Here is a 26,872-nt window from a genome sequence, read left to right as displayed (position 1 = left end):
GGAGCTCAAGCGAGTCGGCCTGGGGAAATTTGGCCACTTGAATTGAGTGAAGTCGGGTAGTGGGCATTATCGAATGAAGTTTAGCCGTCAAACCACGCTTCGGTCGCAAGCCACCGTGACTGGCGTAGGCGTTCATTCCGGTCTTCCTGTCAGTCTTACCTTGGGACCGGCGCCCGTTGATTCGGGCTTTATTTTTGTCCGCACCGGTCTCGACGGTGCCGACCGCGAAGTCGCCGCCACCGTTGACGCTGTGATCGCAACCGAGTTCGCGACGGTGCTGGGTGACCGCGAAGGGCCGCTGGTTTCGACCGCGGAACACGTGCTCGCTGCGCTGCGCGGCATGGGCGTCGACAACGCCACCATCGAAATCGACGGGCAGGAAGTTCCGATCATGGACGGCAGCGCTGCGGCGTTCGTCGCAGCCATCGATCAGGCCGGCATTGTGACCCAGCCTGCCGTCCGCCGCTTCATCCAGGTGCTGAAGCCGGTGCAGGTCAAGATCGGCGACGCGATGGGCGAGCTGCGTCCGTTCGCCGGCGGGTTCCGCGCTGAAGTCGAGATCGAATTCACCAACAAGGTGATCGGCCACCAGACCTTCTCGTTCGACCTTTCGCCGGAAGGCTTCCGCCGCGATGTCGCCCGTGCCCGCACCTTCGGCTGCATGAACGACGTGGCGCGGCTGTGGGGCGCGGGCTTCGCGCTCGGCGCCTCCTTCGACAACACGGTGGTGTTCGACGAGGCCCGCCTGCTCAACACCGAGGGCCTGCGCTACGCCAACGAGTGCGCCCGCCACAAGGTGCTCGACGTGATCGGCGATCTCGCACTGGCCGGTCTGCCGCTGCTCGGCAGCTACCGCTCGGTCCGGGGCGGTCACAAGCTCAACAACGCGGTGCTGAAGGCGCTGCTCTCCGACCGCAGCGCCTGGCGCGTGGTCGAATCGGAAACCGCCCGGCGGCCGGTCCGTGGCCATGTCGAGGCCGGTGCAAGCACCGTGGGCGGCCTGGTTTCCCCGGCCTATGGTCCGGACGTGTCCTGATCGCCGCAGGCGGTTGGGCCCCAATTTCCGTAACAACCACAGCAGGCTGTGAGCTTCGTCAGGTCGCCTTATTCCGGGCGGAATGGCTTCGTATTCGGTTGGTCCGAGGTCATTTTTCGGCTAAACAGGCCCGCGGTTGCGAGTGACGGCACCAAAGCTGCGGGAATATTGCATCCATGACCGCGGTTCATGGGTGGAGTGGGGTTGCCGTTAACCGCATCAAAGGCGTCAGGTTTTACAATCCATGTCGGCAATGCGTATGGCGCTCGAACCACGCTCCTCTTCTGACGTCACCGGCCTGACGAAGGCCGCGCGCACGCTGCGTTTTGCGGCGGGCCTGATTGTGCTGGCACTGCCGCTCTCAGGCTGCGGCACCGGCGCGCTGTGGGACAAGTTCATGGCCAAGGACGACACGTTCGTCGATGAGCCCGCGGACAAGCTCTACAATGAGGGCTTGTACATGATGAACGAGAAGAAGGACCTGAAGGCCGCCTCGAAGAAGTTCGAGGAAGTCGACCGTCAGCATCCCTATTCGGACTGGGCGCGCAAGTCGCTGTTGATGTCGGCCTATTCGTTCTATCAGGCCGGCGACTATGACAGCTGCATCGGTTCTGCCACGCGCTACGTCACGCTGCATCCCGGCAGCCCGGACGCGTCCTACGCCCAGTACCTGATCGCTGCATCGCATTTCGACCAGATCCCGGACATCTCGCGCGACCAGGGCCGCACCGAGAAGGCGATCGCGGCGCTCGAAGAGGTGGTGCGCAAATATCCGACCTCGGAATACGCCACCCAAGCCAAGTCCAAGATCCAGGCGGCACGCGACCAGCTCGCCGGCAAGGAAATGGCGGTCGGGCGCTACTACATCGAGAAGCGCGACTTCACCGCCGCGATCAACCGCTTCAAGACCGTGGTCACGCAGTACCAGACCACGCGCCACGTCGAAGAGGCGCTGTACCGGCTCACCGAGGCCTATATGGCGATCGGCATTGCCGGCGAGGCGCAGACCGCCGCCGCGGTGCTTGGCCACAATTTTCCAGACAGCCGTTGGTACAAGGACGCGTATAATCTAGTAAAGTCCGGCGGTCTCGAGCCGAGCGAGAATCAGGGTTCCTGGATCAGCAGGACCTTCAAGAAGATAGGTCTCGGCTAGGAATTGTCCTCGCATGCTGGCGCGTCTGTCGATCCGTGACATCGTCCTGATCGAACGGCTCGATATCGAATTTTCCCGTGGGCTCGCGGTGCTGACCGGCGAAACCGGCGCAGGCAAATCCATCCTGCTCGATGCCTTTGCGCTGGCGCTTGGCGGCCGCGGCGATGCCGGACTTGTGCGCCACGGCGCCGAGCAGGGCCAGGTCACCGCCACGTTCGATGTTCCGAAGGCGCATCCGGCGGCCAAAATCCTGGCCGAGAATGGCCTCGACGACACCGGTGAGATGATCCTGCGCCGCGTGCAGCTCGCCGACGGCCGCACCCGCGCCTTCATCAACGACCAGGCGATCAGCGTGCAGACCCTGAAGGCGGTCGGTGCCGTTCTGGTCGAGATCCACGGCCAGCATGACGAGCGCGCTCTGGTCGACGCCTCCACCCATCGCCAGCTGCTCGATGCCTTCGCCGGCCATGAGAAGGACGTCGCGGCGCTGGAAGCGCTGTGGGATATCAGGCGGACCGCCAATGCCGACCTCGACGAACATCGCGCCGGCATGGAACGCGCCGCGCGCGAGGCCGATTATCTGCGCCATGCCTCGCAGGAGCTGAAGGCGCTGGCGCCGAAGGAGGGCGAGGAGACCGAGCTCGCCAACCGCCGCACCACCATGATGCAGGGCGAGAAGGTCGCCACCGATCTGCGCGAGGCGCAGGAGGCGATCGGTGGCTCGCATTCGCCGGTGTCGGCGCTGTCGGCCGCGGTGCGGCGGCTGGAGCGGCGCGCCGCCAATGCGCCCGCCCTGATCGAGCCCGCGGTGAAGGCGATCGACATCGCGATCAATGCGCTGGAAGAGGCCGACCAGCACCTCAACGCTGCGCTGGCGGCGACCGATTTCGATCCGGCCGAGCTCGAGCGCATCGAGGAGCGGCTGTTCGCACTGCGCGCCGCCTCGCGCAAATATTCGACGCCGGTCGATTTGCTGGCCGCGCTGGCTGCGCAATACGCGGGCGACGTCGCGCTGATCGATGCCGGCGCCGACCAGCTGAAGAAGCTGGAAGCGGCCGCCCGTGAGGCCGACCAGCGCTACGCTGCTTCTGCCGTAAAACTGTCGGCGGCGCGCACCAAGGCGGCCGAGAAGCTCAACAAGGCCGTCAATGCCGAGCTCGCCCCGCTCAAGCTCGAGCGCGCGAAGTTCATGACCCAGGTCGAGAGCAACGCCGCCGCGCCGGGCCCGCAGGGCATCGACCGCGTCGAGTTCTGGGTCCAGACCAATCCGGGCACCAAGCCGGGACCGATGATGAAGGTCGCCTCCGGCGGCGAGCTGTCGCGCTTCCTGCTGGCGCTCAAGGTCGTGCTGGCCGATCGCGGCTCGGCGCCGACCCTGGTGTTCGACGAAATCGACACCGGCGTCGGCGGCGCGGTGGCGGACGCCATCGGCTCGCGGCTGGCGCGCCTCGCCGGCAAGGTTCAGGTCATGGCGGTGACGCATGCGCCGCAGGTCGCGGCGCGCGCCAGCCAGCATCTCCTGATCTCCAAGGATGCGCTCGACAAGGGCAAACGCGTCGCCACCCGCGTCAACGCGCTCGCCGCCGACCACCGCCGCGAGGAGATCGCGCGCATGCTGGCCGGCGCCGAGATCACCGCCGAGGCCCGCGCCGCCGCCGAACGCCTGCTCAGGGCGGCGAGCTAGTCGCGCCCATGGCTGTCAAGGCGAAGAAAGCGCTGGTCGACGTCGACAAGCTCACCAAGCCGCAGGCCAAGGTCGAGCTGATGCGGCTTTCACTCGAGATCGAGGCTCACAACGAGCGCTACTACCAGAAGGACGCGCCGACCGTATCCGATGCGGCCTATGACGCCTTGCGGCGGCGCCTGGAAGCGATCGAGGCCAAATTCCCCGATCTCGTCACCAAGGATTCGCCGACGCAGACGGTTGGCGCGGCGCCGGCGCGCGGCTTTGCCAAGGTGCAGCATGCCGTTCCAATGCTGTCGCTCGGCAACGCATTCAGTGACGAGGACGTCACCGAGTTCGTCGAACGTATCAGGCGCTTTCTCAAGCTGGATGCCGACCAGATTCCGGTGCTGGTCGCCGAGCCGAAGATTGACGGCCTGTCTCTCTCGCTGCGCTACGAAAATGGCGAGCTTGTCCGCGCCGCGACGCGCGGCGACGGCTTCACCGGCGAGGACGTGACCGCTAACGTCCGTACCATCAAGGACATTCCGCACACCCTGAAGGGCCGCAACGTTCCGGCAGCCTGCGAAATGCGCGGTGAAGTCTATATGCTCAAGAAGGATTTTCTTGAGCTGAACAAGAAGCAGGCCGCGGCTGACGACACGATCTTTGCCAATCCGCGCAATTCGGCCGCGGGGTCGCTGCGTCAGAAGGACGTGTCGATCACCGCGTCGCGGCCGCTGAAATTCTTCGCCTACACATGGGGCGAGATGAGCGAGCCGCCCGCCGACACCCAGCACGGCATGCTGGAGTGGATGGACAAGGCAGGCTTTGTGGTCAATCCGCTGATCACGCTCTGCAAGAGCGTCGATGATGTCCTGGAATTCTACAACAAGATCGGCGAGGAGCGGGCCTCGCTCGGCTACGACATTGACGGCGTGGTCTACAAGGTCGACCGCCTCGACTGGCAGGAGCGCCTCGGATTCGTGTCGCGCAGCCCGCGCTGGGCGATCGCTCACAAATTTGCGGCCGAGCAGGCAACGACGATTCTCAAGGGGATCGATATCCAGGTGGGGCGCACCGGCGCGATGACGCCGGTCGCGCGGCTCGAGCCGGTCACGGTTGGCGGCGTCGTCGTTTCGAATGCGACGTTGCATAACGAAGATTACATCAAGGGCATCGGCAACGATGGAAATCCCATCCGGGACGGCGTGGACCTTCGCGTCGATGACACGGTTGTCGTGCAACGCGCCGGCGATGTGATCCCTCAGATCGTCGGCGTTGTTCTGGACAAGCCGCGCGGGAAGAAGCCCTACAAGTTTCCAGACACATGCCCGGTATGCGGCAGCCATGCGATCCGCGAGGAAGGTGAGGCGGTGCGCCGCTGCACCGGTGCGCTGATCTGTCCGGCGCAGGCGGTCGAGCGGTTGAAGCATTTCGTGTCGCGACTCGCCTTCGATATCGACGGTCTGGGCGAGAAGCAGATCCAGGAATTCTACGAGGACGGGCTGGTGATGTCGCCTGTCGACATCTTTACCCTTCGCGAGCGGGACGCACGATCGACCAGGAAATTGATGGAGCGCGAGGGCTACGGCGAAACCTCGGTGCGCAATCTGTTCGACGCGATCGATGCTCGCCGCAACATCGAGCTGCACCGGCTGATCTTTGCGCTCGGCATTCGCCATGTCGGGGAAGGCAACGCCAAGCTGCTGGCGCGGCACTACCACACGATCGAAAACTTCCGTGAGGCGATGCTGGCCGCCGCCAAGGGCAGCAAGGACGAAGAGAATACCACCGAGGCCTACCAGGACCTCAACGATATCGATGGCATCGGCGAGATCGTCGCAGATGCGGTGGTCGAGTTCTTTGCCGAGCCGCGCAACGTCAAGGCGCTCGGCGAATTGTTGCACCAGATCGAGGTGAAGCCCGCCGAGCAGCCGCGCAAGAGCTCGCCTGTCTCGGACAAGACCGTGGTGTTCACCGGGTCGCTGACGAAATTCACCCGTGACGAAGCCAAGGCGATGGCAGAGCGGCTCGGCGCCAAGGTCGCCGGCTCGGTGTCCAAGAAGACGGATTACGTGGTGGCCGGCGAGGACGCCGGCTCGAAGCTGACCAAGGCGCGCGAGCTTGGCGTTGCGGTGCTGACCGAGGACGATTGGCTGACGCTGATCGAGGAGTAGGGCGCAACGTCGCCGCAACTCTCCGCTGTCATCACCCGCGAAGGCGGGTGATCCAGTATCCCAGAGACAGTCATTGTTGAGCGGATGGGCCGCGGCGTACTGGATCCCCCGCATGCGCGGGGGATGACGAGGTGAGGGCGTGGCGCGCGCACGCGCCTTACATCATCCCGCTCTCATCCTCCTCCGCCTGCGCGATCAGCTCTTCGCTGACCACCACGTTCCGCCGCGGCACCACGAAGATCATGGTGCAGGCGCAGGCGATCGAGATTGCGAAGATTGCCGAGGTCAGCGGCAGCGTGGTGGCGGAGTGGCCGCCGAGATAGGCGCCGAACTGCGAGATCAGCGCACCGATGCCCTGCTGCAGGAAGCCCATGGCGCCCGACGCGGTGCCGGCGGCTTCTGGGCGGATGCTGATGGCACCGGCGGCGGAATTGGCCATCACGAAGGCGTTGGCGACCATCACGATCATCTGGGTGCCGAACAGCCAGAGCGGCGCCTGGTTTACTCCGGCAAAACTCCAGATCAGGTTCAAGAGGCTGCCGCCGAGCTGCAGCGCGAGGCCGAACCAGATCAATTTCTCCAGCGAATGCCGCGGCGCGAAGCGCACGCAGAGCAGATTGCCGACAAAGTAGCCGAACCCGGTCATCGCGAACCAGGCGCCATATTCGGCGCTGCTGCGGCCCATCTGGGTCACCACGATGTAGGGGCCGCCGCCGGCGAAGGCGAAGATGATCTGCGACGACAGCACCTGGCACAGCAGGTAGCCGACGAAGGCGCGGTTCGTTATCAGCTTGCCGAGGTCGCCGCGAAAGCTCGCGCTGTCGGCGCGGTCGCGGCGGGTCTCGGGCAGTGCTAGCGCGATGAAGATCGTTGTCGTCAGCGACGCCGCGGTGATGAGATAGAGGATCGCGCGCCAGCCGAATGCGGTCTCCAAGAGACCGCCGGTCAACGGGCTCACCATCTGCGCGATCATCAGCGCGGCGACCACGAGGCTGATCATGGCGCCGACCCGCTCGCGCGGATAGAGATCGCGGATGATGGCACGGCTGATCACCATGCCGCTGGCGCCGCCGAGCGCCTGGAAGAAGCGCGCCGCGATCAGCTGCGGCAGCGTTTCGGCAAACACCGAGCCGATGCCGGCCACCACCATCAGGCCGAGGCCTGCGAGCAGCACCGGGCGGCGGCCGAATCTGTCGGACAGCGGCCCCATGATCAGCTGCGAGAGCGCAATGCCGACCATGTAGAGCGACACCGTCATCTGCGCGATAGAGATGTCGCGGCCGAAATCGGTCGCGAGCACCGGCAGCGCCGGGACCAGCATGTAGAGCGAGATCGGCGCGACGCCCGTCATCACGACGAGCATAAGCAGCATGACCTTCGATGTCGCGATGTTGTCCTTGACGTTGTCTCTGGCCGCGCCGGGCGGCTTGCCCATCACGCCGTGCATTCAGGTCCGATCCAGCATTGTGGAAAGACTGTAGCGTGCCCGTTCGCGCGGAATACGGGTGTTTCGGCATACGCCCATGCGATTTCGGGAGACGCGGCGGTGATGTTTCGTCTCGCGCAATAAGCGCGATGGTCGTCGCCGCGAATTCCGCTGTCGTCCTCCGCGAAAGCGGGGGACCCAGTATTCCAGAGACTCGTGTATGAACACGTCATTCCGGGATGGTGCGTTAGCACCAGACCCGGAATCTCGAGATTCCGGGTTCGATGCTGCGCATCGCCCCGGAATGACGGAACGTCACTTCAGCACAGCCGTCGCCTCATCCAGCCACAGCTTCGTCGCGTTGTCGTCGAGATGCGGACGCACCACGCGCGCGACGCGGGCGTGGTAGTCGTTGAGCCAGGCCAACTCGTCTTGGCTCAGCAGGCTGACCTCGATCAGGCGGCGATCGATCGGCGCCAGGGTCAGCGTCTCGAAGGCGTTGACCGGCTTCTCGGCGCCGGCAATGTCGGTGCCGATCACGAGCTCGAGGTTCTCGATCCTTATGCCGTAGGCGTCGGTCTTGTAGTAGCCGGGCTCGTTGGACAGGATAATGCCGCGCTTCAGCGGCGTGGTGCCGAGCTTCGAAATCCGCGCCGGCCCTTCATGGACGCTGAGATAGCTGCCGACGCCGTGGCCGGTGCCGTGCTCGAAATCGATCCCGGCCTGCCAGAGATATTGCCGCGCGAAGCTGTCGAGCTGCGCACCGGTGGTGCCGTCGGGGAAGATCGCGCGCGCGATCGCAATATGGCCGCGCAGCACGCGGGTGAAGCGGTCGCGCATCTCGTCGCTCGGCGTGCCGATCGCGATGGTGCGGGTGACGTCGGTGGTGCCGTCCTGATATTGCGCGCCGGAATCGATCAGCAGCAGGTCGCCGGGCGCGATGCGGCGGTTGCTCTTGCGCGTCACGCGGTAATGCACGATGGCGCCGTTCGGCCCGGTGCCGGCGATGGTAGGGAACGAGACGTCCTTCAGCGCGCCGGTCTGGCGGCGGAACGTCTCCAGCGCCTCGACGGTGTCGATCTCGGTGAGGTGGCCTGTGGGCGCCTCGCGGTCGATCCAGGCGAGGAAGCGCGCCAGCGCCACCGCGTCACGCTGATGCGCTGACCGGGTGCCCTCGATCTCAGTGATGTTTTTCACCGCCTTCAGCAGGCTGACCGGGTCGTTGCCGCGCACCGGCTTGCCGCCGGCGCCAGCGATCAGGCGGCTCAGCGCGTCCGCGGCGGTCGCGCTGTCCAGCGCGATCGAGGCGCCGCGCTTGGCGAGCTCGGTGAGTTTTGGCGCCAGCGCCGCCGGCTCCTCGACATCGGCGGATTGCTCGAGATGGTCGCGCGTCGCGTTCGACAGCTTGCGGTGATCGATGAACACCAGCGGCCGGCCGTCCTTCGGCACCAGCGCGTAGGACAGAGGCAGCGGCGTATGCGAGACGTCGGCGCCGCGGATGTTGAAGGCCCAGGCCACCGCGTGGCTGTCGGACAGCACCAGCGCGTCGACCCCGAGCTTGTTGATCTCGAGCCGGATCCGCTTGAGCTTCTCGGCCTCGATCTCACCCGAAAACTGCGCGCCGTGGATGCTGACCGGCCCGAGCGGCGGGGCCGGCCGCTCGCTCCAGATCGCATCGACCGGGTTGCGGTCGACCGCGACCAGTTCGGCGCCGGCCTTGGTGCAGGCCGCCGCCAGCCGTTCCGCTGCCGCAGAAGTGTGCAGCCACGGGTCAAATCCTAGGCGGTCGCCGGCTGAGAGGTGCCGCGTCAGCCAGTGCTCCGGCGGCGGCTCGACCAGCGGCTCGACCTGCCAGGCCTTGGCGTCGACCTGCTTGGCGGCCTGCAGGGTGTAGCGGCCGTCGACGAACAGGGCGGCCTGCTTGCTCAGCACGATCGCGAGCCCGGCCGATCCGGTGAAGCCGGTCAGCCAGGCGAGCCGCTCCTCGGACGCCGCAACATACTCATTCTGCTGCTGGTCGGCGCGCGGAACCACAAACCCGGTCAGCTTGCGCCGCGCCAGCTCCTCGCGCAGCGCGCTCAAGCGCGCGGTCAGCGCCACGCCGCCTTCAGGCTCTTCGAACGTCTGGAAATGGGCTTCGAACATCGCTGTCGCACTCTCTTCGGATGGCGCATGATCTTCGCGCAAACGCGGCGCCTTGGTCGCGCCGGAAAGCCGGTTGTCCACCTTGCGCCACGCGGTCAGGCCTGACCATTATTTTGGCATAACTTATGCTTGAATCGTGGCATAGTAGAAATGACCGGACGATGTCCACTGCGCGTCCTTGGTCAAGCGTACGGGGGGTGTCCAGGAGTGTCTCAACTCAACGGTGAGGAGATGCACGATGCCTGCATTCACGTTTGAGAAGATCTCGCCGCCGGTCCCCCGCGGACCGGTCGCGCCGGTCCCCCGCGGACCGGTCGCGCCGATCGAACAGAAGCAACGTGGCGTCATCGTCCAGATGCTAGACCGTTTCGTTGAGGCGCGTGCCAGGCGCGCAGCCAGTCAGGACAAGGTCGAGACTCCCGGCCGCGATCCAGCGCCGTCCAAATAGCTCTCCTTCAATCGTCGTGACGCTGGCCGAGGTACACGCCTCGGTCCCGGTCTTCGTACTCCAGAGGATATGATCCGCTGGGCCAGCCACGCTCGCGACCGTCATTGCGTACCCGCGGCCGGCTGTCATGACGCCCGGTTGGATGACCGCGATAGGGTTCGCCGGCATGGCTGCGGTCGGTGACGAGGCGGATGCCGGCGCCTTGGGCGTTGGCGACCGCCGGAGACGCGACAGCGAAGATCGCCGCGATGGTGAAAGCGCGAGTGGGACGTTTCATGCGGACGGTCTCCTTCGCCGAGATCACGAACGGGATCGCGGACCAACGCTTGATGATGCCCGCCGTTGCAGGGGTCTGACTATTCCAGGTCGGACGCCTTCGCCACGGTCACGTTGACGACCTTTGTGCCTTCGAGCTCGCGCACAATCCGCGCATCGGGCCCGACGATCCCCAGATCGAATTCACGCTCCGCCGTCAGCAGCGTGATGCGCTGACCGACGATGACGACGACGGTCATGTCGAGCGTCTCGCCGGACAGCGCCCATTCCCTCAGTTCATTGCGGAACGGCTCCCTGCGCCAGGCGTCCGGGAAGCCCGGATCGCATCTGACCTCGAGGCCGTCGTCCGATGTGGTCAGGACAAGCTTCGACCGGGAGGGCTTCCAGTGCTCCTCCAGGAGTTCGTTGACGAGCCAGACGCAGCTGAACGAGCGGCATTCCTCCGGCCGGCTCGGGTAGATCCGGCAGCCGCGCCCCGGCTTGCAATGCGCGCACCAGGCGTCGGCGGGCTTCGCCAGTTCCTCGATCGCCATCACCTTGCAGCAGAGCGTGCAGTCGCCGCACTGTCTGCCGGTCGCGGTCATGTCACCTCACCGAGCGCAGCAGCAGGCTGCTCCAGCCCTCGATTCTGAGATGCCGTAGCGGCACCAGCCCGCGGGCGCGGTAGGCGGCGATGACAGCCGGCGCCTGGTGGGTCAGCAGGCCGGAGAGGATGACCTGCGCCGACGAAGCGAGGTGGCGAGCCATCGGCCCCGCCAGCTGGCGCAGCGGATTGGCCAGGATGTTGGCGAGCACCAGATCGAACGGCCCGTCCCCGGCAAAGCGCGGCGACGCAAAGCCGGTGGCGCGGATCACGTCGACCAGATGACCTGCCCCGTTGAGCCGGGCGTTCTCCGCGGCGACCTGGACGGACGGCGGATCGATATCGCTGGCCAGCACCCGGCCGTGCAGTGCCTTGGCGGCGGCAATCCCCAGCACGCCGGTTCCGGTGCCGAGATCGAGCACGCGCCGGGGCTGATAGGCCTTCAGCACGTGGTCGAGCAGCAGCAGGCAGCCGCGCGTGGTGCCGTGATGGCCGGTGCCGAAGGCGAGCGCCGCCTCGATCTCGATCCCGAGCTTGTTGGGCGGAATCCTGTGCCGGTCATGCTGGCCGTGGACGATGAAGCGGCCGGCCGCGACCGGGACGAGGTCCTCCAGGCTGGCCTTGACCCAGTCCTTTGCCTCAACAATATCAAAGACTAAAGTCTCTGCGACATCCTGCCGCACTACCTGTCCGATCAGCTCGCGCAGCAAGGATTGGTCCGGCGGGTCGGCAAAATGGACGGTGACGTCCCAGCGGCCGTCCGGCCGCTCGAAGGCTGCAAAGGCCGCCTGATCCTCGAAAAACAACTCGGAAAGCGCGTCGACCACGCGTTTTGCGGTCGATTCGTCTGACAGGGTGATGCTGGCGCGGTGTGTGGATGGGGTCATCGAAGGCCGGTAGCGCGGTTTTTGTTAAAATTTCAAGCGGGATTCATTCGAATATCGCGAGAATTGATAGGTTCCCGGTTCAGACAACCTTAGATGTTACCGTACTAGTACTGGTTCCGGCAGCGGAACTCTCCCGTTGCTCCAAGGCATCACAACCAAAGGGCAGGGCTGCAATGAAGGCTTTTATCGTTAAGTTCTTGAAGAACGAATCCGGCGCGACCGCCATCGAATACGGACTGATCGCGACCGGCATTGCCATCGCCATCATCGCTGCGGTGAATGGCGTCGGCACGGCGCTGAGCGGGACCTTCAACTCGATCAGCGGTTCCCTGAAGTAATTGCGCAGACGGCGTTCTCGAGCAAACACCGGGCAACGACGCCCGGTGTTTTCTTTTGAACCGGTCGTCCGGTAATGCCTCAGTTTGAAATTCGGGCGCTAGCCAATGGGCGTCATCGGGGCATTTTATGGCCTTATCAGCTTCAATGGATATGCAGTTTGTGCCAATCTCGGTGGCATGAACCGAGAACGGGATCGACGTGCCCTAGAAGCGCAGTTGAAATTCTGCCGCACTCTCGCCGGGGCGTATCCGGACGGCCCGACCGCCGACAATCTGCAAAAATTGGAGAGCGAGATCAGACGCCAGCTCGACACGCTTGCTGATGAGGGTCCTACCGATCAGGCCAAGGGCGCCGCCCAAGAGTACGCCGACAGTCAGCGAGAGATTATCGGCGAACTTCGAAAGAAATTGAATTGAGACCGCCTCAGTTGGCGACCTCTAGGCGCTTCCTGTAAGGGCCTCGCTTCTTCGGCGCACCTTCCGCCTTGTCGATCAGTGTCACGGTGTCGCTCATTTCCAGTGGAGACGAAACGAGCCCAGCAGCCATGGCGGGCGGTAGTGTCTCAGTATGGAGACACTACCGGTCGTCCACAGAGCCACACGCGACTTGCCAACAGGATATGCGGGGCGTTGTCCCCTCGGTTGTCAGCGACTACTGCACAGCCAGTCCACCGGGACTTCCACCGGCTTTCCAGCGCAACGCACCGCGGTTCACTCGCGGCCCATCCACAGCTTCTCAACAGACCTGTCCACAGCTTGCCACGCCATGACCGCGCGGTCCGTCGTCCGCCCTATGCGAACAGCGCGCGGTGGTCCGATAGAATCGCTCGCGCGGCGTTGTGGCCGGGGGCGCCGGTGACGCCGCCGCCGGGATGGGCGCCGGAACCGCAATGGTAGAGGCCGCGGAGCGGGCCGCGGTAGTCGGCATGGCCGAGCATCGGCCGCGCCGAGAACAACTGGTTCAGCGTCAGCGCGCCGTGAAAGATGTCGCCGCCGAGGAGGCCGAACTGTCGTTCCAGGTCGAGCGGCGACAGGATTTGGCGGCCGACCACGCTGCCTGCGAAGCCGGGGGCGTAGCTGTCGACGGTTGCGATTATCAGATCGGCGACCTCCTCGCGATGGTCGTCCCAGGATTTTCCGTCCGGCAATTGCGGCGCGACGTGCTGGCAGAACAAGCTCGCGACATGCTGGCCCGGCGGGCTCAGGCTGTCGTCGAGCGTCGAGGGGATCAGCACCTCGACGACGGGCGCGCGGCTCCAGCCGAATTCGCGGGCATCGCGCCAGGCGCGATCCATGTAGCCGAGGCTTGGCGCGATGATGATTCCCGCGGTGAGGTGATCGCCGGGGCCGGGCAGCGCAGTGAACGAGGGCAGGGCGCTGAGCGCGACGTTCATCCTGAACGTGCCTGAACCATTCTGCCATCGTGAAATGCGCGCGAGGAATTCGGATGCCAGCGCGCCTGCCGGCACCAGGCGCGTGTACAGCAGCTTCGGATTGACGTTCGAGACGACGTATTTGGCGCGGATGGTCTCGCCATTGTCGAGGATGATGCCAGTGGCGCGATCCTTCTCGACGATCACCTCGCGCACGGGCGCATCGGTTTCGATCTCGACGCCATGGCCGCGTGCGGCGCGCGCCATCGCCTGGGTGATCGCGCCCATGCCGCCGATCGCGTGGCCCCAGACCCCCTTCTTGCCGTTCACCTCGCCAAACGCATGGTGCAGCATCACATAGGCCGAGCCGGCGGCGTAGGGGCTGGCATAGTTGCCGACGATGGCGTCGAAGCCGAACAGCGCCTTGACGAGATCGCTCTCGAAACGCTCGTCGAGCATCTCGCCGGCCGAGCGCGTGAACAAATCGAGCAGATCGCGCTGCTGCTCGAGCGACAGCCTGCGCAGGATGTTGGCGGTGCCAAGCGCGTTGAAGACCTCACTCATCGCAGTGACGCCAAAGCCCTCGACGAGGTTCGGCGGCGCACGCAGCACGAATTGGCGCAGCACGTCGGCGATGGCTTCGAGTTCCCCGGAGAAGACGCCGATTGCACCCGCGTCGTGCAGGCTGAGCTTCGCGACCGATTGCTGGGTGCGGCCTTCGCCGGTCAGCAAATAGCTGCCGTCGGGCGCGGGGAGGAAGTTCTGGGCGCGGCGCTCGACGATCTTGAGGCCATGATCGGCAAGTTTCAGGTCAGACATGATTTGCGGGTTGAGCAAACTGACCGTGTAGGCGGCGACCGAATTGCGGAATCCCGGACAGAACTCCTCGGTGACGGCGGCGCCGCCGACCACCTTGCGGCGTTCCACGACCTTCACCCGCAACCCTGCCATCGCAAGATAGGCCGCGCAGGTGAGGCCGTTGTGCCCCGCACCGATGATGACGACGTCTGTCTCGTTCATGTCCGCTTCAAGAAGCAGTGATTAGAGCACGTGCTGTGGCGCCGCAGCGCCGCGTCGTCAAGTCCGCGTGACCGTGGTTTCTTGTCCGTGATACTGCCTTATGCTCAATTCGCCTCCTCCGGTGCGCTGCCGCCGGACCGTCCGCTTCCGGCGCCCGCCGGGTCCATGCCGGAGCTTTCATGACATCTGAGCCGTCCGCCTCGCGAAACCGGCTGGTGCTGGTCGTCTATACCGCCGCGATCTTCGTCAGCGCCCTGTTGCTGTTCTCGGTGCAGCCGCTGTTCACCAAGATGGTGCTGCCGCGGCTCGGCGGCTCGCCTGCGGTGTGGTCGGTGGCGATGGTGTTCTTCCAGTCGCTGCTGCTCGGCGGCTATGCCTATGCGCATCTCCTGATGAAGCTGAACAGCCGTGTCGTGCCGATCGTGGTGCATCTCGTGCTGCTCGTCATTGCGTTGCTGACGTTGCCGCTGTCGATCAAGAGCGGCTGGGGCGAGCCGCCAACTTCGGGCTATGCGATCTGGCTGCTCGGCCTGTTCGTGGTCTCGATCGGCCTGCCGTTCTTCGCGCTCGCCGCCAACAACCCGCTGCTGCAGGCCTGGTTCGTGCGCACCGGCCACCCCAATGGCCCCGACCCGTATTTTCTTTACGCGTCCTCGAACATCGGCAGTTTCCTGGCGCTGTTGTCCTATCCGGTGCTGCTCGAGCCGATGTTCACGTTGCGCACCCAGAACCTGATCTGGACCGGCGGCTATGGTCTTTTGATCGTCCTGATCGCGGGCTGTGGCGTACTGCTGTTGCGATCGCCGGCCAATGCTGGCGCGCTCAACATGTCGGCCGACGACGCCAACGCGACGGCGCCGTCCTGGCCGCAGCGGGCGCGCTGGGTCTTCCTCGCCGCCGTGCCGTCCGGCCTGCTGATCGCGGTGACGGCGCATATCTCGACCGACGTCGCCGCCGCCCCCTTGCTCTGGGTGCTGCCGCTGTCGCTGTATCTCTTGACCTGGGTGCTGGTGTTCCAGTCGCGGCCGCTGCTGCCGCACAAATGGATGCTGCTGGCACAGCCGCTGGCGATTGCCGGCGTCGTGATCCTGCTCGCGGTCGGCGGCGAGCAGAACCTGCTGCTCACGCTCGGCGGCCATCAGCTCTGCTTCTTCATCATCGCGATGGCCTGTCACGGCGAACTCGCGCGCACCCGCCCGGCCGCGAAATATCTCACCGGCTTCTACGTCGCGCTGTCGTTCGGCGGGATGGTCGGCGGCCTGTTCGCGGGGCTTATTGCGCCTTTTACTTTCTCCTGGGTCGCCGAATATCCGATCCTGCTGGCGCTCGCTGCGCTGTGCCGGCCGCCCGGCGGCGCCGAGCGGCTGCCGCGCTGGAGCGCCTGGTACTGGCCGTTCCTCGCGGTGCTGGCGGTGGCGCTGATCGCGCCATCCTGGTCGGCGGGCGACATCTTCAACTGGCTCGACGACCGCAGGGTCTGGATGATCGGCGCCGTCGGCGTGCTCTCGGCGCTGCTGGCGCTCGCGCTCAACGCCAATCGCTGGAAGATATTTGCCACCGTCGTCGTCGCGCTGGTGGTGCTGCGCGCCTATCCGTCCGACGACGGCCGCGTCGAAACCGTGCGCAGCTTCTTCGGCGTGCACAAGATCGTGGTGACGCCGAACGGGCAGTATCACGTGCTGATGCACGGCACCACGATCCACGGCGTCGAGAAGTTCAGGAACGACGACGGCACGCCGGTCACCGGGCGGCCGGAGCCGATCAGCTACTACCACAAGGATGGCGGCATCGGGCAGGCGATCACGGCGATCCGCGAGCGCAAGGGCGCGCCGCTGAAGGTCGCAGTGATCGGGCTCGGCTCGGGGACGCTGACCTGCGCCTCAGTGCCCGGCGAAGACTGGCGTTTCTTCGAGATCGACCAATCGATGGTCGACACCGCGCGCGACCCGAAATACTTCACCTACATCCAGAACTGCGAGCCGAACCTCAAGCCCGTGATCGGCGATGCGCGGCTGACCTTCGCCAAGGAGCCGGACGGCGTCTACGATCTCATCATCGTCGACGCCTATTCGTCGGACGCGATCCCGATCCATCTCGCCACCGAGGAGGCGATGGCGATCTACAAGGAGAAGCTGGCGCCGCAGGGCGCGGTCGTGATGCACGTCTCCAACCGTCACCTCGAACTGTCCAGCGTCGTGGTCGGCATCGCCGATGCCAATGACATGAAGAGCTGGGTCTATAGCGAGGATTCCGGCCGCGACAACGAGTACATCTTCTCGACCTCGGTCGTGGTCTCCGCCCGCGAGGAGGCCGATGTCGGCAAGCTCGCATCGTCGGATGTCTGGACCGAGACCGAAGCCGACGAGAAGCAGCGGGTCTGGACCGACGATTATTCGAACGTGCTGGGTGCGGTGTACCGCCGCCTGCGCGACGGCGAGCAATAGGCTTGGTCGGACTTGGTCTAGCGGCCCGGTCCCAGCAGCTTCGCGATCTGGGAGTTGACGATTGCGACGAACAGCTTGGGATCGTTGAACGCCCGCGCAGAGAGCATTGCGCCGTGAACCGATGCCATCAGCATTTGAGCCTCATCTTCCGGCCGCTTGTTCAAGTGGAATAAGTGCTGCTCTGCGCCGGCCTGCAGCACCGACGTCAGCCATCTTGCGAGACCATGGAAATGAGCCCGGACGCGTGAAGCGACCTCGTCCGGCAACATCGGCATCTCGCCGGCAAGCATCGCGCAGACGCAGAAGGGCAGCGAGGCATCCCGAATGCACGTCTGCCAGAAGTTCAGATAAGACTGCAGTTGTTCGGTCGGGCTCGAGAACTGCTCCTGGAGAGACCTCAGGCCCAGTTCCGCCTGCCGCCGGTAGCGATCCACCAGCACCGAGACCAATTCGGCCTTGGTCGGGAAGTGATGGTGAATGCTCGCCTTCCTGATGCCGATCGCATCCGAAATGTCGGCATAGCTGAACGCGTTGTAGCCTCCCGCGACGATGAGAGACTGGGCGACATCGAGAATTTTTTCCGAAGTCGAAATCGTCGGGTTCATAATGGCGCCTACCTTCCAGTAGGTAAGCTTGTCAAGCTATCCCAGCTCTCCCGTCCCACACAAGAAGGTGTCCGAGCGTCGCATTGACTCAAAAGCGCCATCTACCTACTAGTAGGAAGGTAAGCAAGGAGCCTGTCAATGCAAAGCCACCTTTCGACCCAATCCACCTGGTTGCGATCGTATTATTTCGGCCGCGGCATATTCTCGATCGCCTGGGTTGCCGCCGCCGTTCTGTTCAGGGGGCAACCCGGCGTCACCGCGTTTTTGCTCGTGATCTACCCGGCATGGGACGCCATCGCCAATCTGGCAGACGCCCGGGTCAATGGCGGTCTGAAGGCCAACCCATCCCAGGCATTGAACGTCGCGGTCAGCACGGTAACAGCGCTCGCCGTGATCGCAGCGGTCAGCCACAGCACATATGCCGTGCTGGCCATATTCGGAGTCTGGGCGATCCTTTCCGGTCTGCTGCAGCTGTACACGGGAGCAAGGCGCTGGCGTCATTACGGTGCGCAATGGGCAATGATCCTGAGCGGCGCGCAGTCGGCCCTCGCCGGTGGCTACATGATCAGCCAATCCATTGGCACCGTCGCGCCAACGATTCTGGATGTCGCTCCCTATGCGGGGTTCGGCGCGTTCTACTTCCTGGTGTCCGCAATCTGGCTCGTTGCGACAGCTTATCGCAACGCGCATGCGTAAGAGGGGCCTCGCATCGGAGAGCGCGCAGGCACTGAAGCTTCGGTTCTGATTGAATCAGAACCGAAGCTCGAGCTGGCGGTTCGACCGCCCGTTACTTGTCGTCGGCCACAGCCGCCGGCTTGTCCTTGTCCGGGCTTGACGCGGCGAGCAGCGGCATCGTCGGCGAGGTCTCGCCGGCGTCCTCGTCGAGGAATTGCTCCACCCCCGCCTGGATCGATGACTTGGCGCTGTCGGGGCCGCGGTCGCTGAGGTCGTTGTGCTGAAACTCGGTTCGGACCACCTTGATGCCGAGCCGGGCGCAGGTCTCGTCGTCGGGGACGACGCCCGGGTCCGCCTTGAAATGAGGGTCCTTCGAGCGGAACGAGAGGATCTTGATCCTCGCGTCGGTGATGAAGGGGACGCGCAGATTGTCCAGCGTGACCACCTTCTTGACCAGCTCGGGATGCTGCTTGGCGAAGAACATCGAGATGTCGCCGCCGTTGGAGTGGCCGATCAGCGTCAGCTGGCGATAGTTTGCGTTCGGATAGAGCTTCTTGAGCTCATCGATCGCATACATGATGTTGAAGGCGCCGCGGTTGTATTGCATGCGGCGGCCGACATATTCCTCGCCGACCTGGGTCACCATCGGCGCATCGCTGTCGAGATCATGCTGAATGCTGACCACGAGGTAGCCGCGCGACGCGAACAGATTGGTGAGGAACGAATACTCGGTGTTCTTGACGGTGTTGCCGTGGCTCAGGATCGCGACCGGCAATTCGATCATCTCGGCCATCGCCTGCATCTGCCGGTCACGCCGGACCGCGACCTCGACCGTGACGTTGCGGTCGTCGCGCAGCACGTCATGGAACGTCAGCATCGTGTGACGGATGGCCCATCGGTCCGTCGTGAAATAGCCGGCCATCGCCACGACGCACAGGCAAAGGACAATGAAGCCCCGTTTCATTTCGACCTCTGATACTGCCTACGTGACCCGCGCTTCTCGCCCTGATGTCATCAGGTACTCCGCGTGAATCGGCCTCCAGAGGCCAAGGCGGGCGCTATTGCCGCCGAATATCGGGCTAATTTTACAATCAGATGACGATGCAACGACGGGCCACGGCGCACGACGAGGTGGGCTCTTTACGACGGTCACAAGCGGGTGAGGGGAGCGTGAACTGACGGCGCGCGGCCTGCGGCGCCGTCAGCGGATCAGGAGAGCGTCTCAGTCCTGATAGTTGTTGCCGTAGAAGCCGCGCTGCTGCTGGTAGTACGGCCGCGGCTGGTAATTGCCCTGCGGCGCCGGCGCGTAGCCCTGGTTGCCGTAGTATTGTTGCTGGCCATAGCCCTGCGCGTCGTAGACGCGGCGGCTTGACGGCGGCGCCGGGTAGCGCTGCGCAGTCGAGCTGCCGTCGGCCGGATAGATGTAGCCGTCGTCGGCGCGGGCCTGCGCCGGATATTCGCGCGGCTGCGGTGTCAGCACGACGGGGTCGCCGGCGGCGGCGGTGCCGTACTGCTCGTCTTGCTGCGGCGCGCGGCGGGCGACGGCGGTGCCGTTGCGCCCACGCGGATTGCGCGCCAGTGCGACCTGGGATGAGCCGGTCAGCGTCACCGTGGTGTTGAGCACGCCTTGCTTCTGGACCAGCGCGTAGAGCGTCGTTGCGTTGTCGCGCGACAGTCGCACGCAGCCATGCGAGGCCGGCGAGCCGAGCCGGTTCACCGAGTCGGTGCCGTGAATCGCGTGCCCGATCTTGGTGAAGAAGATCGAGTGCGGCATCGGTGCGTCGTCGAATTCCTTGGAGTAGTGATCCTCTTCCATGCGGAACGCGCGGAAGCTGCCGTTCGGCGTCTCGCGCGAGGGGATGCCGGTCGACACCGGCCAGTGATAGCGCGCGACGCCGTCGACCGCGACGGTCATCTGCTGGTTGTCCTTGTCGATGGTGATATCGACCTTGGCCTGCGCGGCGCCGGCCGCAAAAAGCATCACGGAAGTGAACGCAATGAGGAACGAACGCATTTTACCTTTGGCCTCCGGGCCTGATCGCGATGCCGCGGCTCTCCGTCCCCGGCAACCAATATGCACGGAATCCGAACTTGGTTCCAGTCGCGGACCCAGGCCATCTTTGAGCGCCATCGTTAATCCCGCGCACGGCGCAAACAAGGCCGAAGCCGGGCCCGCCGGTCGCGGCGGCCTGACTTTTTCGCGAGCAGGCCGCGACGATGCCCGCAATTGGCCGCCAACACGCAACCATCTGGCCGCATGGGCGTTTCACAATCCCGCCCCGGCGGCGCGATCGCGCCGAGCTTCAAGGAATCCAGATGAACAATACCAAGGTTAAGACCGCGGCCGTCGTACCCGCCGGCCTCTCCGCGCGGCTCCTGCTTGCGGCCGCAGTCCTCGCTTTGGCGCTGGTGGCAGTCCCCCATGCCGGCCATGCCCAGGGCATCGTCCGTGGCGCCCATGAGGGTGCCTATGAAGGCAACCGGGTCGCCGGTCCGGTGGGCGGCGTGGTCGGTGGCGCCGTCGGCGCCGGTGTCGGCGGCGCCATGGGCGCGGTCAAGGGCGTGTTCGGCATCCCGGATCGTGGCTACCGCCGTGGCTATCGTTGCCGCGGCTATTACCGCCACGGCCATTTCCATTGTTATTGATGAAGAGGTGCGTAGCCCGGATGAAGCGCAAGCGAAATCCAGGGCCGCTCTTGCCAAATCGCCAGGCGCCTGTCATCGGGCGCGCGTTGGCGCGACCCGTTGGCTTCATCCGGACTATGGACGTCAATTCTTCAGCCGGTAGCCGGTCCTGAAGATCCATGCCACGACGGCCATGCACGCCACCAGGAAGCCCACGGTCATGCCGAGGCTCAGCGGCACGCTGACATCGGCGATCTCGTAGAAGCTCCAGCGGAAGCCGGAGATCAGATAGACCACGGGATTGAGCAGCGTGATGGTGCGCCAGCCCGACGGCAGCATGTTCACCGAGTAGAAGCTACCGCCGAGGAAGGTCAGCGGCGTCACCACCAGCATCGGGATCATCTGCAGCTTCTCGAAGCCATCGGCCCAGATGCCGATGATGAAGCCGAACAGGCTGAAGGTGACGGCGGTCAGCACCAGGAATGTCAGCATCCACACCGGATGCTGGATATGCAAAGGCACAAAAAGTCCGGCGGTCGCCAGGATGATCAGGCCGAGGATGATCGACTTGGTGGCGGCGGCGCCGACATAGCCGATCACGATCTCGAAATAGGAGATCGGCGCCGACAGGATCTCGTAGATCGTGCCGACGAATTTCGGAAAGTAGATGCCGAACGAGGCGTTGGAGATGCTCTGCGTCAGCACCGACAGCATCACGAGCCCCGGCACGATGAAGGTGCCGTAGCTGACGCCCTCGACCTCGGTGATGCGCGAGCCGATCGCGGCGCCGAACACCACGAAATACAGCGAGGTTGAGACAACGGGCGAGACGATGCTCTGCAGCAGCGTGCGCCAGGTACGCGCCATTTCGAACAGATAGATGGCCCGGATTGCGCGGTAGTTCATGGCGCCCTCACGATGCTGACGAAAATATCTTCAAGCGAGGACTGCTTCGTATCCAGATCGGAGATGCGGACACCGGCATTGCGGAGGTCGCTGAGCAGGCTGGTGATGCCGGTGCGGTCGCCCTTGGTATCGTAGTCGTAGGTCACCGCGCGGCCGTCGTCGGACAATTCGAGATGGTAGGCGGCAAGCGCGGGCGGAACCGCGTCGAGCTTGCTCTGCAGGTGCAGCGTCAGCTGCTTCTTGCCGAGCTTCTGCATCAACGTCGCCTTGTCCTCGATCAGAATGATCTCGCCCTTGTTGATGACGCCGATGCGGTCGGCCATCTCCTCGGCTTCCTCGATGTAGTGCGTGGTCAGGATGATGGTGACGCCGGCAGCCTGCAGCGTGCGAACCACTTCCCACATGCCCTTGCGCAATTCGACATCGACGCCTGCAGTGGGCTCGTCGAGGAACAGGATCTGCGGCTCGTGCGACAGCGCCTTGGCGATCATCACGCGGCGCTTCATGCCGCCCGACAGCGTGATGATCTTGTCGTCCTTCTTGTCCCACAGCGACAGGTCGCGCAGCACCTTCTCGATATGGGCGGGGTTCTTCGGCTTGCCGAACAGGCCGCGGCTGAAGCTGACCGTCGCCCAGACCGATTCGAACGCGTCGGTGTGCAGTTCCTGCGGAACCAGGCCGATCATCGACCGCGCCGCGCGATAGTCGCCGATGATGTCGTGGCCGCCGATCGTGATGCGGCCCTCGCTCGGATTGGCGATGCCGCAGATGATGCTGATCAGCGTGGTCTTGCCGGCGCCGTTCGGCCCGAGCAGCGCAAAGATCTCGCCTTTGGCGATATCGAGGTTGATGCCCTTCAGCGCCTTGAAGCCGGAGCCATAGGTCTTTGAAAGATTGGATACGGAAATGATCGGCGACATGAAGGATCGAAAGCGTGAGGGAGGGGGGCGCGCGCGGACTGGAGCCTGGGCGGGGCGGGATGCGGGTCAAGCGCAGATAGGAACGCGCAATCTGTTCCGCAATCGCTCGCCGAGGCAGAAAATTCATTCTGCAGTGTGGCGGAAAAGCCGCGCTAGTGTCTCTTGGCTGGCTTCGCCGGCTTCTTGGCGGCCGCCGCCGGCGCGGGGTGCGCGGGCGGCTCGTCGGCGACCTTCGCGACCAGCATGATCTGCAGCTGGTTGTTGACCGGCGCGTTGGGGCGGGCGGGGTCGAGCAACTGCTCTTCGCCGAGCCCGACCGATTGCAGGCGCTTCGGCGCGATCTTGAAGGTGTTGACCAGGATGTCGCGGATCGCGTCGGCGCGCCGCTGGCTCAGCAGCACGTTGTTGTCGCGCCGTCCGGTCGATTCCATGTGGCCGACGATCAGGAAGGTGTAGGGCAGCAGCGCGGAATGCGTCAGCGCATCAGCGATCCGTCCGACGGTCTGATACGATTCCGGCATCACGATCGGCGTGTCGACGTCGAACGCGATGTCGGCGTTGAACGCCGGCAGCTTGGTCAGGTCGGGAGCGATCGGCGGGCGCTTTTGCGGCGGCGGCTCGTTCTTCGATCGCGACTTCGATCGCTCGAGCGTCTGCTGGCGCAGCGCCGGGACGTCGATCGCGGCGTCGGTCTCGAAATGATTGAGCTTGGCGATGACGTCGTCGCGGGTGACCGCGGTCTGCGCCTGCGCGAGCGGCGCCGCCAGCAACGTCAGCGCGCCGAGCAGACCCAAAAGGCCAAGATCGCGCAAGCCGCCCGTCGACAGCCGCATCATTGATACCCCGCGTCATTGATCGCCTGGGCGCAATTGCGGCTGACGCCCTTGGCTGCGACGAGGCAGGGGACCGCCTTGCTGGTCTCCTTGGTCGAGCCGTTGCAGACCTTGACGATCTCGCGGGTGCAGGCGTTTGCCACTGTCACGCGCGCCGCGATCCGCTTCTGGATCGCATCGAGGGTGGAGAAGTACGTCTCCTTGCACTGCGGCGATATCACGTCGCGGTTGCGCGACAGGCACTCCTTGAGGCGAGTGGCGTCGAGATTGACGCCGCGGCAGTTGGCGGTGATGTCAGCGCCGCAGGCCTTGGCGAGCTGCGCGGCCGAATCGCCAAAGCTCATCGTCTCCGCGACCGCCAGCGACGGCGCAGTGAGCGCGATGACAAAAAGGAAAAACCCACCCCGGATCATGAGGACATCTCAACCCATGAAATCAACTGGGGTCAAGGGCTACGAACAGGGAAGGCCGCCAAGGAGGGCCACTCTGTCACACCCGTTCCACAAAGCTGTCGACCACCTTCTTCTCGCCGGCCTTTTCGAAGGCGATGGTCAGCTTGTTGCCGTCGATCTTCACCACATGGCCGTAGCCGAATTTCTGGTGAAACACCCGATCCTCCAGCGAGAATTCCGACACCGTGCCGGTGGATTTCGCCACCAGCTCGCCCTCGATCACCATGGGGCCGCGCTTACTGCGATTGAAGCCGCCCGAGGAGCCATCGCTCCGCGAGGTGGAGGTATCGCTTCGCGAACCTGAAAATGACGACTGCCGCTCCTCGAAGCCGCCGCTGCGCCCCCCGCCACCGCGGTTGCGGTTGGCCTGGGCGCGCTGCCAGCCCGGGGTCGAATAGCTCGAGCCGAATGATTCGAGGTTGTCGAAGCGCGAGGCGCCATAGCCGCCGCTGCCCCCCCAGCCCGAGCTGCCCTTGGATTCGGTGATCTCGACATTGTGCGCCGGCAACTCGTCGAGGAAGCGCGAGGGGATCGTGGTCGACCAGGTGCCATGGATGCGGCGGTTGGTGGCGAAATAGATTTTTGCGCGGCGGCGGGCGCGGGTCAGCCCGACATGGGCGAGGCGGCGCTCCTCCTCGAGCCCGGCGCGGCCCTGTTCATCCAGCGTGCGCTGGCTCGGGAACAGACCTTCCTCCCAGCCCGGCAGGAACACATTGTCGAATTCCAGCCCCTTGGCCGAATGCAGCGTCATCAACGACACCGCCTCGTCGCCGGCTTCGCCGTCGCGGTCCATCACCAGTGAGATATGTTCAAGAAACCCTTGCAGGTTCTCGAATTCCTCCATCGAACGCACCAGCTCCTTGAGGTTGTCTAGCCGGCCCGCGGCGTCCGCCGAGCGGTCCTTCTGCCACATCTCGGTATAGCCGCTCTCGTCAAGCACGATCTCGGCGAGCTCGGTATGTGAGACAACCTCGCGCTGGGCGCGCCAGCGGTCGAACTGCATGACGAGATCGCGCAACGAGCCGCGCGCTTTCGGCTTCAGCTCGTCGGTCTCGACCACGGTGCGCGCCGCCTCGAAAAGCGGAATGCGGCGCTTGCGGGCATGGTCGTGCAGCAGCTGCACGGTGGCGTCGCCGAGCCCCCGTTTCGGCACGTTGACGATGCGCTCGAAGGCGAGATCGTCGGCCGGTGAGTTGATGGTGCGCAGATAGGCCAGCGCATCGCGGATTTCGGCGCGCTCATAGAATCGGGGACCGCCGATCACGCGATAGGGCAGGCCGAGCGTGACGAAGCGGTCTTCGAATTCGCGCATCTGGAACGAGGCGCGCACCAGAATGGCGACGTCGTTGAGGTTTTCGCCGGCGCGCTGCAGCTCCTCGAGCTCCTCGCCGATCGCGCGCGCCTCCTCCTCCGAATCCCAGGAGCCGGTGACGGTGACCTTCTCGCCGTCGACATCCTCGGTGCGCAGCGTCTTGCCGAGCCGGCCTTCATTATGCGCGATCAGATGCGAGGCTGCGGCCAGGATGTGGCCGGTCGAGCGGTAGTTGCGCTCGAGCCGGATCACCTTGGCGCCCGGAAAATCGTGGTCGAAGCGCAGGATGTTGTCGACCTCGGCGCCGCGCCAGCCGTAGATCGACTGGTCGTCGTCGCCGACGCAGCAGATGTTCTTGAGGGGAGCCTGCTCCCTCTCCCCGTCCTTCACGGGGAGAGGGTCGGGGTGAGGGGCTGCTTCCGCGAGCACGGTCTGCGGAGAGTCCCCTTCACCCGGATTGCTGCGCAATCCGACCTCTCCCCGCAAGCGGGGCGAGGTAAGGTCGCCCGGAATCACCGCCGACAGCGGCAGGCCGGGCTGCGTCGGCGCCTGCGACAGCAGCCGCAGCCACAGATACTGCGCGACGTTGGTGTCCTGATATTCGTCGACCAGGATGAACTTGAAGCGGTTCTGGTACTGCCGGAGCACATCAGGGTTCTCGCGGAACAGGCGGATGTTCTCGAGCAGCAGATCGCCGAAATCGGCGGCGTTGAGGATCTTCAGCCGCTCCTGATAGGTCGCGTAGATCTTGCCGCCCTTGCCGTTGCCGAACGAGGCGGCCTCGCCCGACGGCACCTGCGACGGCGACAGCCCGCGGTTCTTCCAGCTGTCGATCAGGCCGGCCAGCATCCGCGCCGGCCAGCGCTTATCGTCGATGTTCTCGGCCTGCAGAAGCTGCTTGAGCAACCGCACCTGGTCGTCGACGTCGAGCACCGTGAAGTTGGATTTGAGCTGCACCAGCTCGGCATGGATGCGCAGGATGCGGCCGCCGATCGAGTGGAAGGTGCCGAGCCACGGCATGCCCTCGACCGCCTGGCCCAGCATCTGGCCGAGCCGCAGCTTCATCTCGCGCGCTGCCTTGTTGGTGAAGGTCACCGACAGGATTTCGTGCGGCCGCGCGCGGCCCTGGCTCAGGATATGCGCGATGCGCGTGGTCAGCACCCGCGTCTTGCCGGTGCCGGCGCCGGCGAGCACCAGCACGGGGCCGTCGAGCGTCTCGACCGCCTCGCGCTGCTCCGGATTGAGGCCCTGGAGATATTGCGGACCCGCCGCCGCCCGCGCACGCGCGGCGATGCCCCCAGCCACCGGCTGGTGCTCGGGAACGCCGTGGGGGGGCAATTTGCTCGGCTCGGTCATCAGCGAATCGTCTCGGCCCCACGATGGCACCGCGGGACGGTGAAGGGGAGCCTTCTTAACAGGGATTGAGGGGCATATAGGGCCTGATCGGCCGTTTTGACAGGTTTTATCGCGGCCGACAGGAACGCTTTTGGCAGCAGCGTACAACCGGCCTGGTTCCTGAAATCGGCGAAAATTTCGCGGTTTCGCGGTCGGGAACCAGCGTTTCCCCGCAGG

At 64.8% G+C, this 26,872-nt stretch carries 24 protein-coding genes; 10 read left to right on the top strand and 14 right to left on the bottom strand.

Annotated elements, in window-relative coordinates; all coding sequences use genetic code 11:
- The first annotated feature begins 73 nt into the window (after nucleotides 1-73).
- The 4 genes from lpxC to ligA all read left to right on the top strand — a co-directional run bounded on the left by lpxC (nucleotide 74) and on the right by ligA (nucleotide 6,032).
- Entirely contained in the window at nucleotides 74-1,036 is a 963-nt protein-coding gene (gene lpxC / locus V5279_RS32965; RefSeq protein ID WP_029078898.1) for a UDP-3-O-acyl-N-acetylglucosamine deacetylase, read from the top strand.
- Between the two features lie 244 nt (nucleotides 1,037-1,280).
- Complete coding sequence (locus V5279_RS32960; protein WP_414645861.1) at nucleotides 1,281-2,189, top strand: outer membrane protein assembly factor BamD; 909 nt, start codon at nucleotides 1,281-1,283, stop codon at nucleotides 2,187-2,189.
- Between the two features lie 13 nt (nucleotides 2,190-2,202).
- The gene (gene recN / locus V5279_RS32955) at nucleotides 2,203-3,873 is read left to right on the top strand and encodes a DNA repair protein RecN (RefSeq protein ID WP_166304852.1); all 1,671 of its coding nucleotides are present in this window, start codon (nucleotides 2,203-2,205) and stop codon (nucleotides 3,871-3,873) included.
- An 8-nt stretch (nucleotides 3,874-3,881) separates the two neighbouring features.
- Nucleotides 3,882-6,032, top strand: coding sequence for an NAD-dependent DNA ligase LigA (gene ligA, locus V5279_RS32950; protein ID WP_166304854.1), 2,151 nt, complete (start codon nucleotides 3,882-3,884; stop codon nucleotides 6,030-6,032).
- 157 nt (nucleotides 6,033-6,189) lie between these two features.
- Here the strand turns inward: ligA and V5279_RS32945 are convergent, their stop codons facing one another.
- Entirely contained in the window at nucleotides 6,190-7,479 is a 1,290-nt protein-coding gene (locus V5279_RS32945) for a multidrug effflux MFS transporter (protein WP_338691288.1), read from the bottom strand.
- Between the two features lie 294 nt (nucleotides 7,480-7,773).
- The gene (locus V5279_RS32940) at nucleotides 7,774-9,603 is read right to left on the bottom strand and encodes an aminopeptidase P family protein (RefSeq protein ID WP_338691287.1); all 1,830 of its coding nucleotides are present in this window, start codon (nucleotides 9,601-9,603) and stop codon (nucleotides 7,774-7,776) included.
- A 238-nt stretch (nucleotides 9,604-9,841) separates the two neighbouring features.
- On the opposite strand from V5279_RS32940, the gene V5279_RS32935 reads away from it, so the two are divergent.
- The gene (locus V5279_RS32935; RefSeq protein ID WP_338691286.1) at nucleotides 9,842-10,051 is read left to right on the top strand and encodes a hypothetical protein; all 210 of its coding nucleotides are present in this window, start codon (nucleotides 9,842-9,844) and stop codon (nucleotides 10,049-10,051) included.
- Nucleotides 10,052-10,058: 7 nt separating this feature from the next.
- On the opposite strand, the gene V5279_RS32930 is transcribed toward V5279_RS32935, so the two are convergent.
- From V5279_RS32930 to V5279_RS32920, 3 genes are all read right to left on the bottom strand, one after another.
- Nucleotides 10,059-10,328, bottom strand: coding sequence for a hypothetical protein (locus V5279_RS32930; RefSeq protein WP_338691285.1), 270 nt, complete (start codon nucleotides 10,326-10,328; stop codon nucleotides 10,059-10,061).
- A gap of 79 nt (nucleotides 10,329-10,407) precedes the next feature.
- Nucleotides 10,408-10,911 carry a hypothetical protein gene (locus tag V5279_RS32925; RefSeq protein WP_338691284.1) on the bottom strand — a complete coding sequence of 168 codons (504 nt, stop codon included), beginning with the start codon at nucleotides 10,909-10,911 and terminating at the stop codon, nucleotides 10,408-10,410.
- Between the two features lies 1 nt (nucleotide 10,912).
- The gene (locus tag V5279_RS32920) at nucleotides 10,913-11,797 is read right to left on the bottom strand and encodes a 50S ribosomal protein L11 methyltransferase (RefSeq protein ID WP_338691283.1); all 885 of its coding nucleotides are present in this window, start codon (nucleotides 11,795-11,797) and stop codon (nucleotides 10,913-10,915) included.
- Between the two features lie 173 nt (nucleotides 11,798-11,970).
- Here V5279_RS32920 and V5279_RS32915 point away from each other — a divergent pair, with 173 nt between their 5' ends.
- Nucleotides 11,971-12,135, top strand: coding sequence for a Flp family type IVb pilin (locus tag V5279_RS32915; protein ID WP_166214980.1), 165 nt, complete (start codon nucleotides 11,971-11,973; stop codon nucleotides 12,133-12,135).
- Between the two features lie 105 nt (nucleotides 12,136-12,240).
- Nucleotides 12,241-12,552 carry a hypothetical protein gene (locus V5279_RS32910; protein ID WP_338691282.1) on the top strand — a complete coding sequence of 104 codons (312 nt, stop codon included), beginning with the start codon at nucleotides 12,241-12,243 and terminating at the stop codon, nucleotides 12,550-12,552.
- 374 nt (nucleotides 12,553-12,926) lie between these two features.
- Here the strand turns inward: V5279_RS32910 and V5279_RS32900 are convergent, their stop codons facing one another.
- A complete protein-coding gene (locus V5279_RS32900) occupies nucleotides 12,927-14,528 on the bottom strand; it encodes an NAD(P)/FAD-dependent oxidoreductase (RefSeq protein WP_338691281.1) in 1,602 nt (533 codons plus the stop codon).
- 179 nt (nucleotides 14,529-14,707) lie between these two features.
- Here V5279_RS32900 and V5279_RS32895 point away from each other — a divergent pair, with 179 nt between their 5' ends.
- Nucleotides 14,708-16,972, top strand: a complete 2,265-nt coding sequence (locus V5279_RS32895) for a fused MFS/spermidine synthase (protein ID WP_338691280.1) — start codon at nucleotides 14,708-14,710, stop codon at nucleotides 16,970-16,972.
- 17 nt (nucleotides 16,973-16,989) lie between these two features.
- On the opposite strand, the gene V5279_RS32890 is transcribed toward V5279_RS32895, so the two are convergent.
- Nucleotides 16,990-17,577, bottom strand: a complete 588-nt coding sequence (locus V5279_RS32890; protein WP_338691279.1) for a TetR/AcrR family transcriptional regulator — start codon at nucleotides 17,575-17,577, stop codon at nucleotides 16,990-16,992.
- A 138-nt stretch (nucleotides 17,578-17,715) separates the two neighbouring features.
- Here V5279_RS32890 and V5279_RS32885 point away from each other — a divergent pair, with 138 nt between their 5' ends.
- Entirely contained in the window at nucleotides 17,716-18,273 is a 558-nt protein-coding gene (locus V5279_RS32885) for a DUF308 domain-containing protein (protein ID WP_166304884.1), read from the top strand.
- A 91-nt stretch (nucleotides 18,274-18,364) separates the two neighbouring features.
- Here the strand turns inward: V5279_RS32885 and V5279_RS32880 are convergent, their stop codons facing one another.
- Together V5279_RS32880 and V5279_RS32875 are read right to left on the bottom strand one after the other, a co-directional pair.
- Entirely contained in the window at nucleotides 18,365-19,216 is an 852-nt protein-coding gene (locus tag V5279_RS32880) for an alpha/beta fold hydrolase (RefSeq protein WP_338691278.1), read from the bottom strand.
- A gap of 258 nt (nucleotides 19,217-19,474) precedes the next feature.
- A complete protein-coding gene (locus tag V5279_RS32875; protein ID WP_338691277.1) occupies nucleotides 19,475-20,266 on the bottom strand; it encodes a L,D-transpeptidase in 792 nt (263 codons plus the stop codon).
- Between the two features lie 302 nt (nucleotides 20,267-20,568).
- Between V5279_RS32875 and V5279_RS32870 the strand changes: the two genes are divergently transcribed.
- Nucleotides 20,569-20,898 carry a hypothetical protein gene (locus V5279_RS32870; RefSeq protein WP_338691276.1) on the top strand — a complete coding sequence of 110 codons (330 nt, stop codon included), beginning with the start codon at nucleotides 20,569-20,571 and terminating at the stop codon, nucleotides 20,896-20,898.
- Between the two features lie 123 nt (nucleotides 20,899-21,021).
- On the opposite strand, the gene V5279_RS32865 is transcribed toward V5279_RS32870, so the two are convergent.
- The 5 genes from V5279_RS32865 to V5279_RS32845 form a co-directional block, all read right to left on the bottom strand.
- Nucleotides 21,022-21,783, bottom strand: a complete 762-nt coding sequence (locus tag V5279_RS32865) for an ABC transporter permease (RefSeq protein WP_166304893.1) — start codon at nucleotides 21,781-21,783, stop codon at nucleotides 21,022-21,024.
- A complete protein-coding gene (locus V5279_RS32860; protein ID WP_166304896.1) occupies nucleotides 21,780-22,703 on the bottom strand; it encodes an ABC transporter ATP-binding protein in 924 nt (307 codons plus the stop codon). Before V5279_RS32860 ends, V5279_RS32865 begins: the two co-directional genes overlap by 4 nt.
- A gap of 152 nt (nucleotides 22,704-22,855) precedes the next feature.
- Nucleotides 22,856-23,539 carry an OmpA family protein gene (locus V5279_RS32855; protein ID WP_338691275.1) on the bottom strand — a complete coding sequence of 228 codons (684 nt, stop codon included), beginning with the start codon at nucleotides 23,537-23,539 and terminating at the stop codon, nucleotides 22,856-22,858.
- Nucleotides 23,536-23,949: a hypothetical protein gene (locus tag V5279_RS32850; protein WP_338691274.1), complete on the bottom strand. Its 414-nt coding sequence runs from the start codon at nucleotides 23,947-23,949 to the stop codon at nucleotides 23,536-23,538. The genes V5279_RS32855 and V5279_RS32850 overlap by 4 nt, the downstream gene beginning before the upstream one ends.
- Before the next feature lie 76 nt (nucleotides 23,950-24,025).
- Nucleotides 24,026-26,656 (bottom strand): ATP-dependent helicase, encoded by a 2,631-nt coding sequence (locus tag V5279_RS32845; RefSeq protein WP_338691273.1) that lies wholly within the window; start codon nucleotides 26,654-26,656, stop codon nucleotides 24,026-24,028.
- Nucleotides 26,657-26,872: the final 216 nt, after the last annotated feature.

Source organism: Bradyrhizobium sp. 26S5, from assembly GCF_036923295.1.
Classification (GTDB): Bacteria; Pseudomonadota; Alphaproteobacteria; order Rhizobiales; family Xanthobacteraceae; genus Bradyrhizobium; species Bradyrhizobium septentrionale.
Note: the sequence above shows the minus strand (reverse complement) of the source record. Positions and strands in the feature narration are given on the sequence as shown.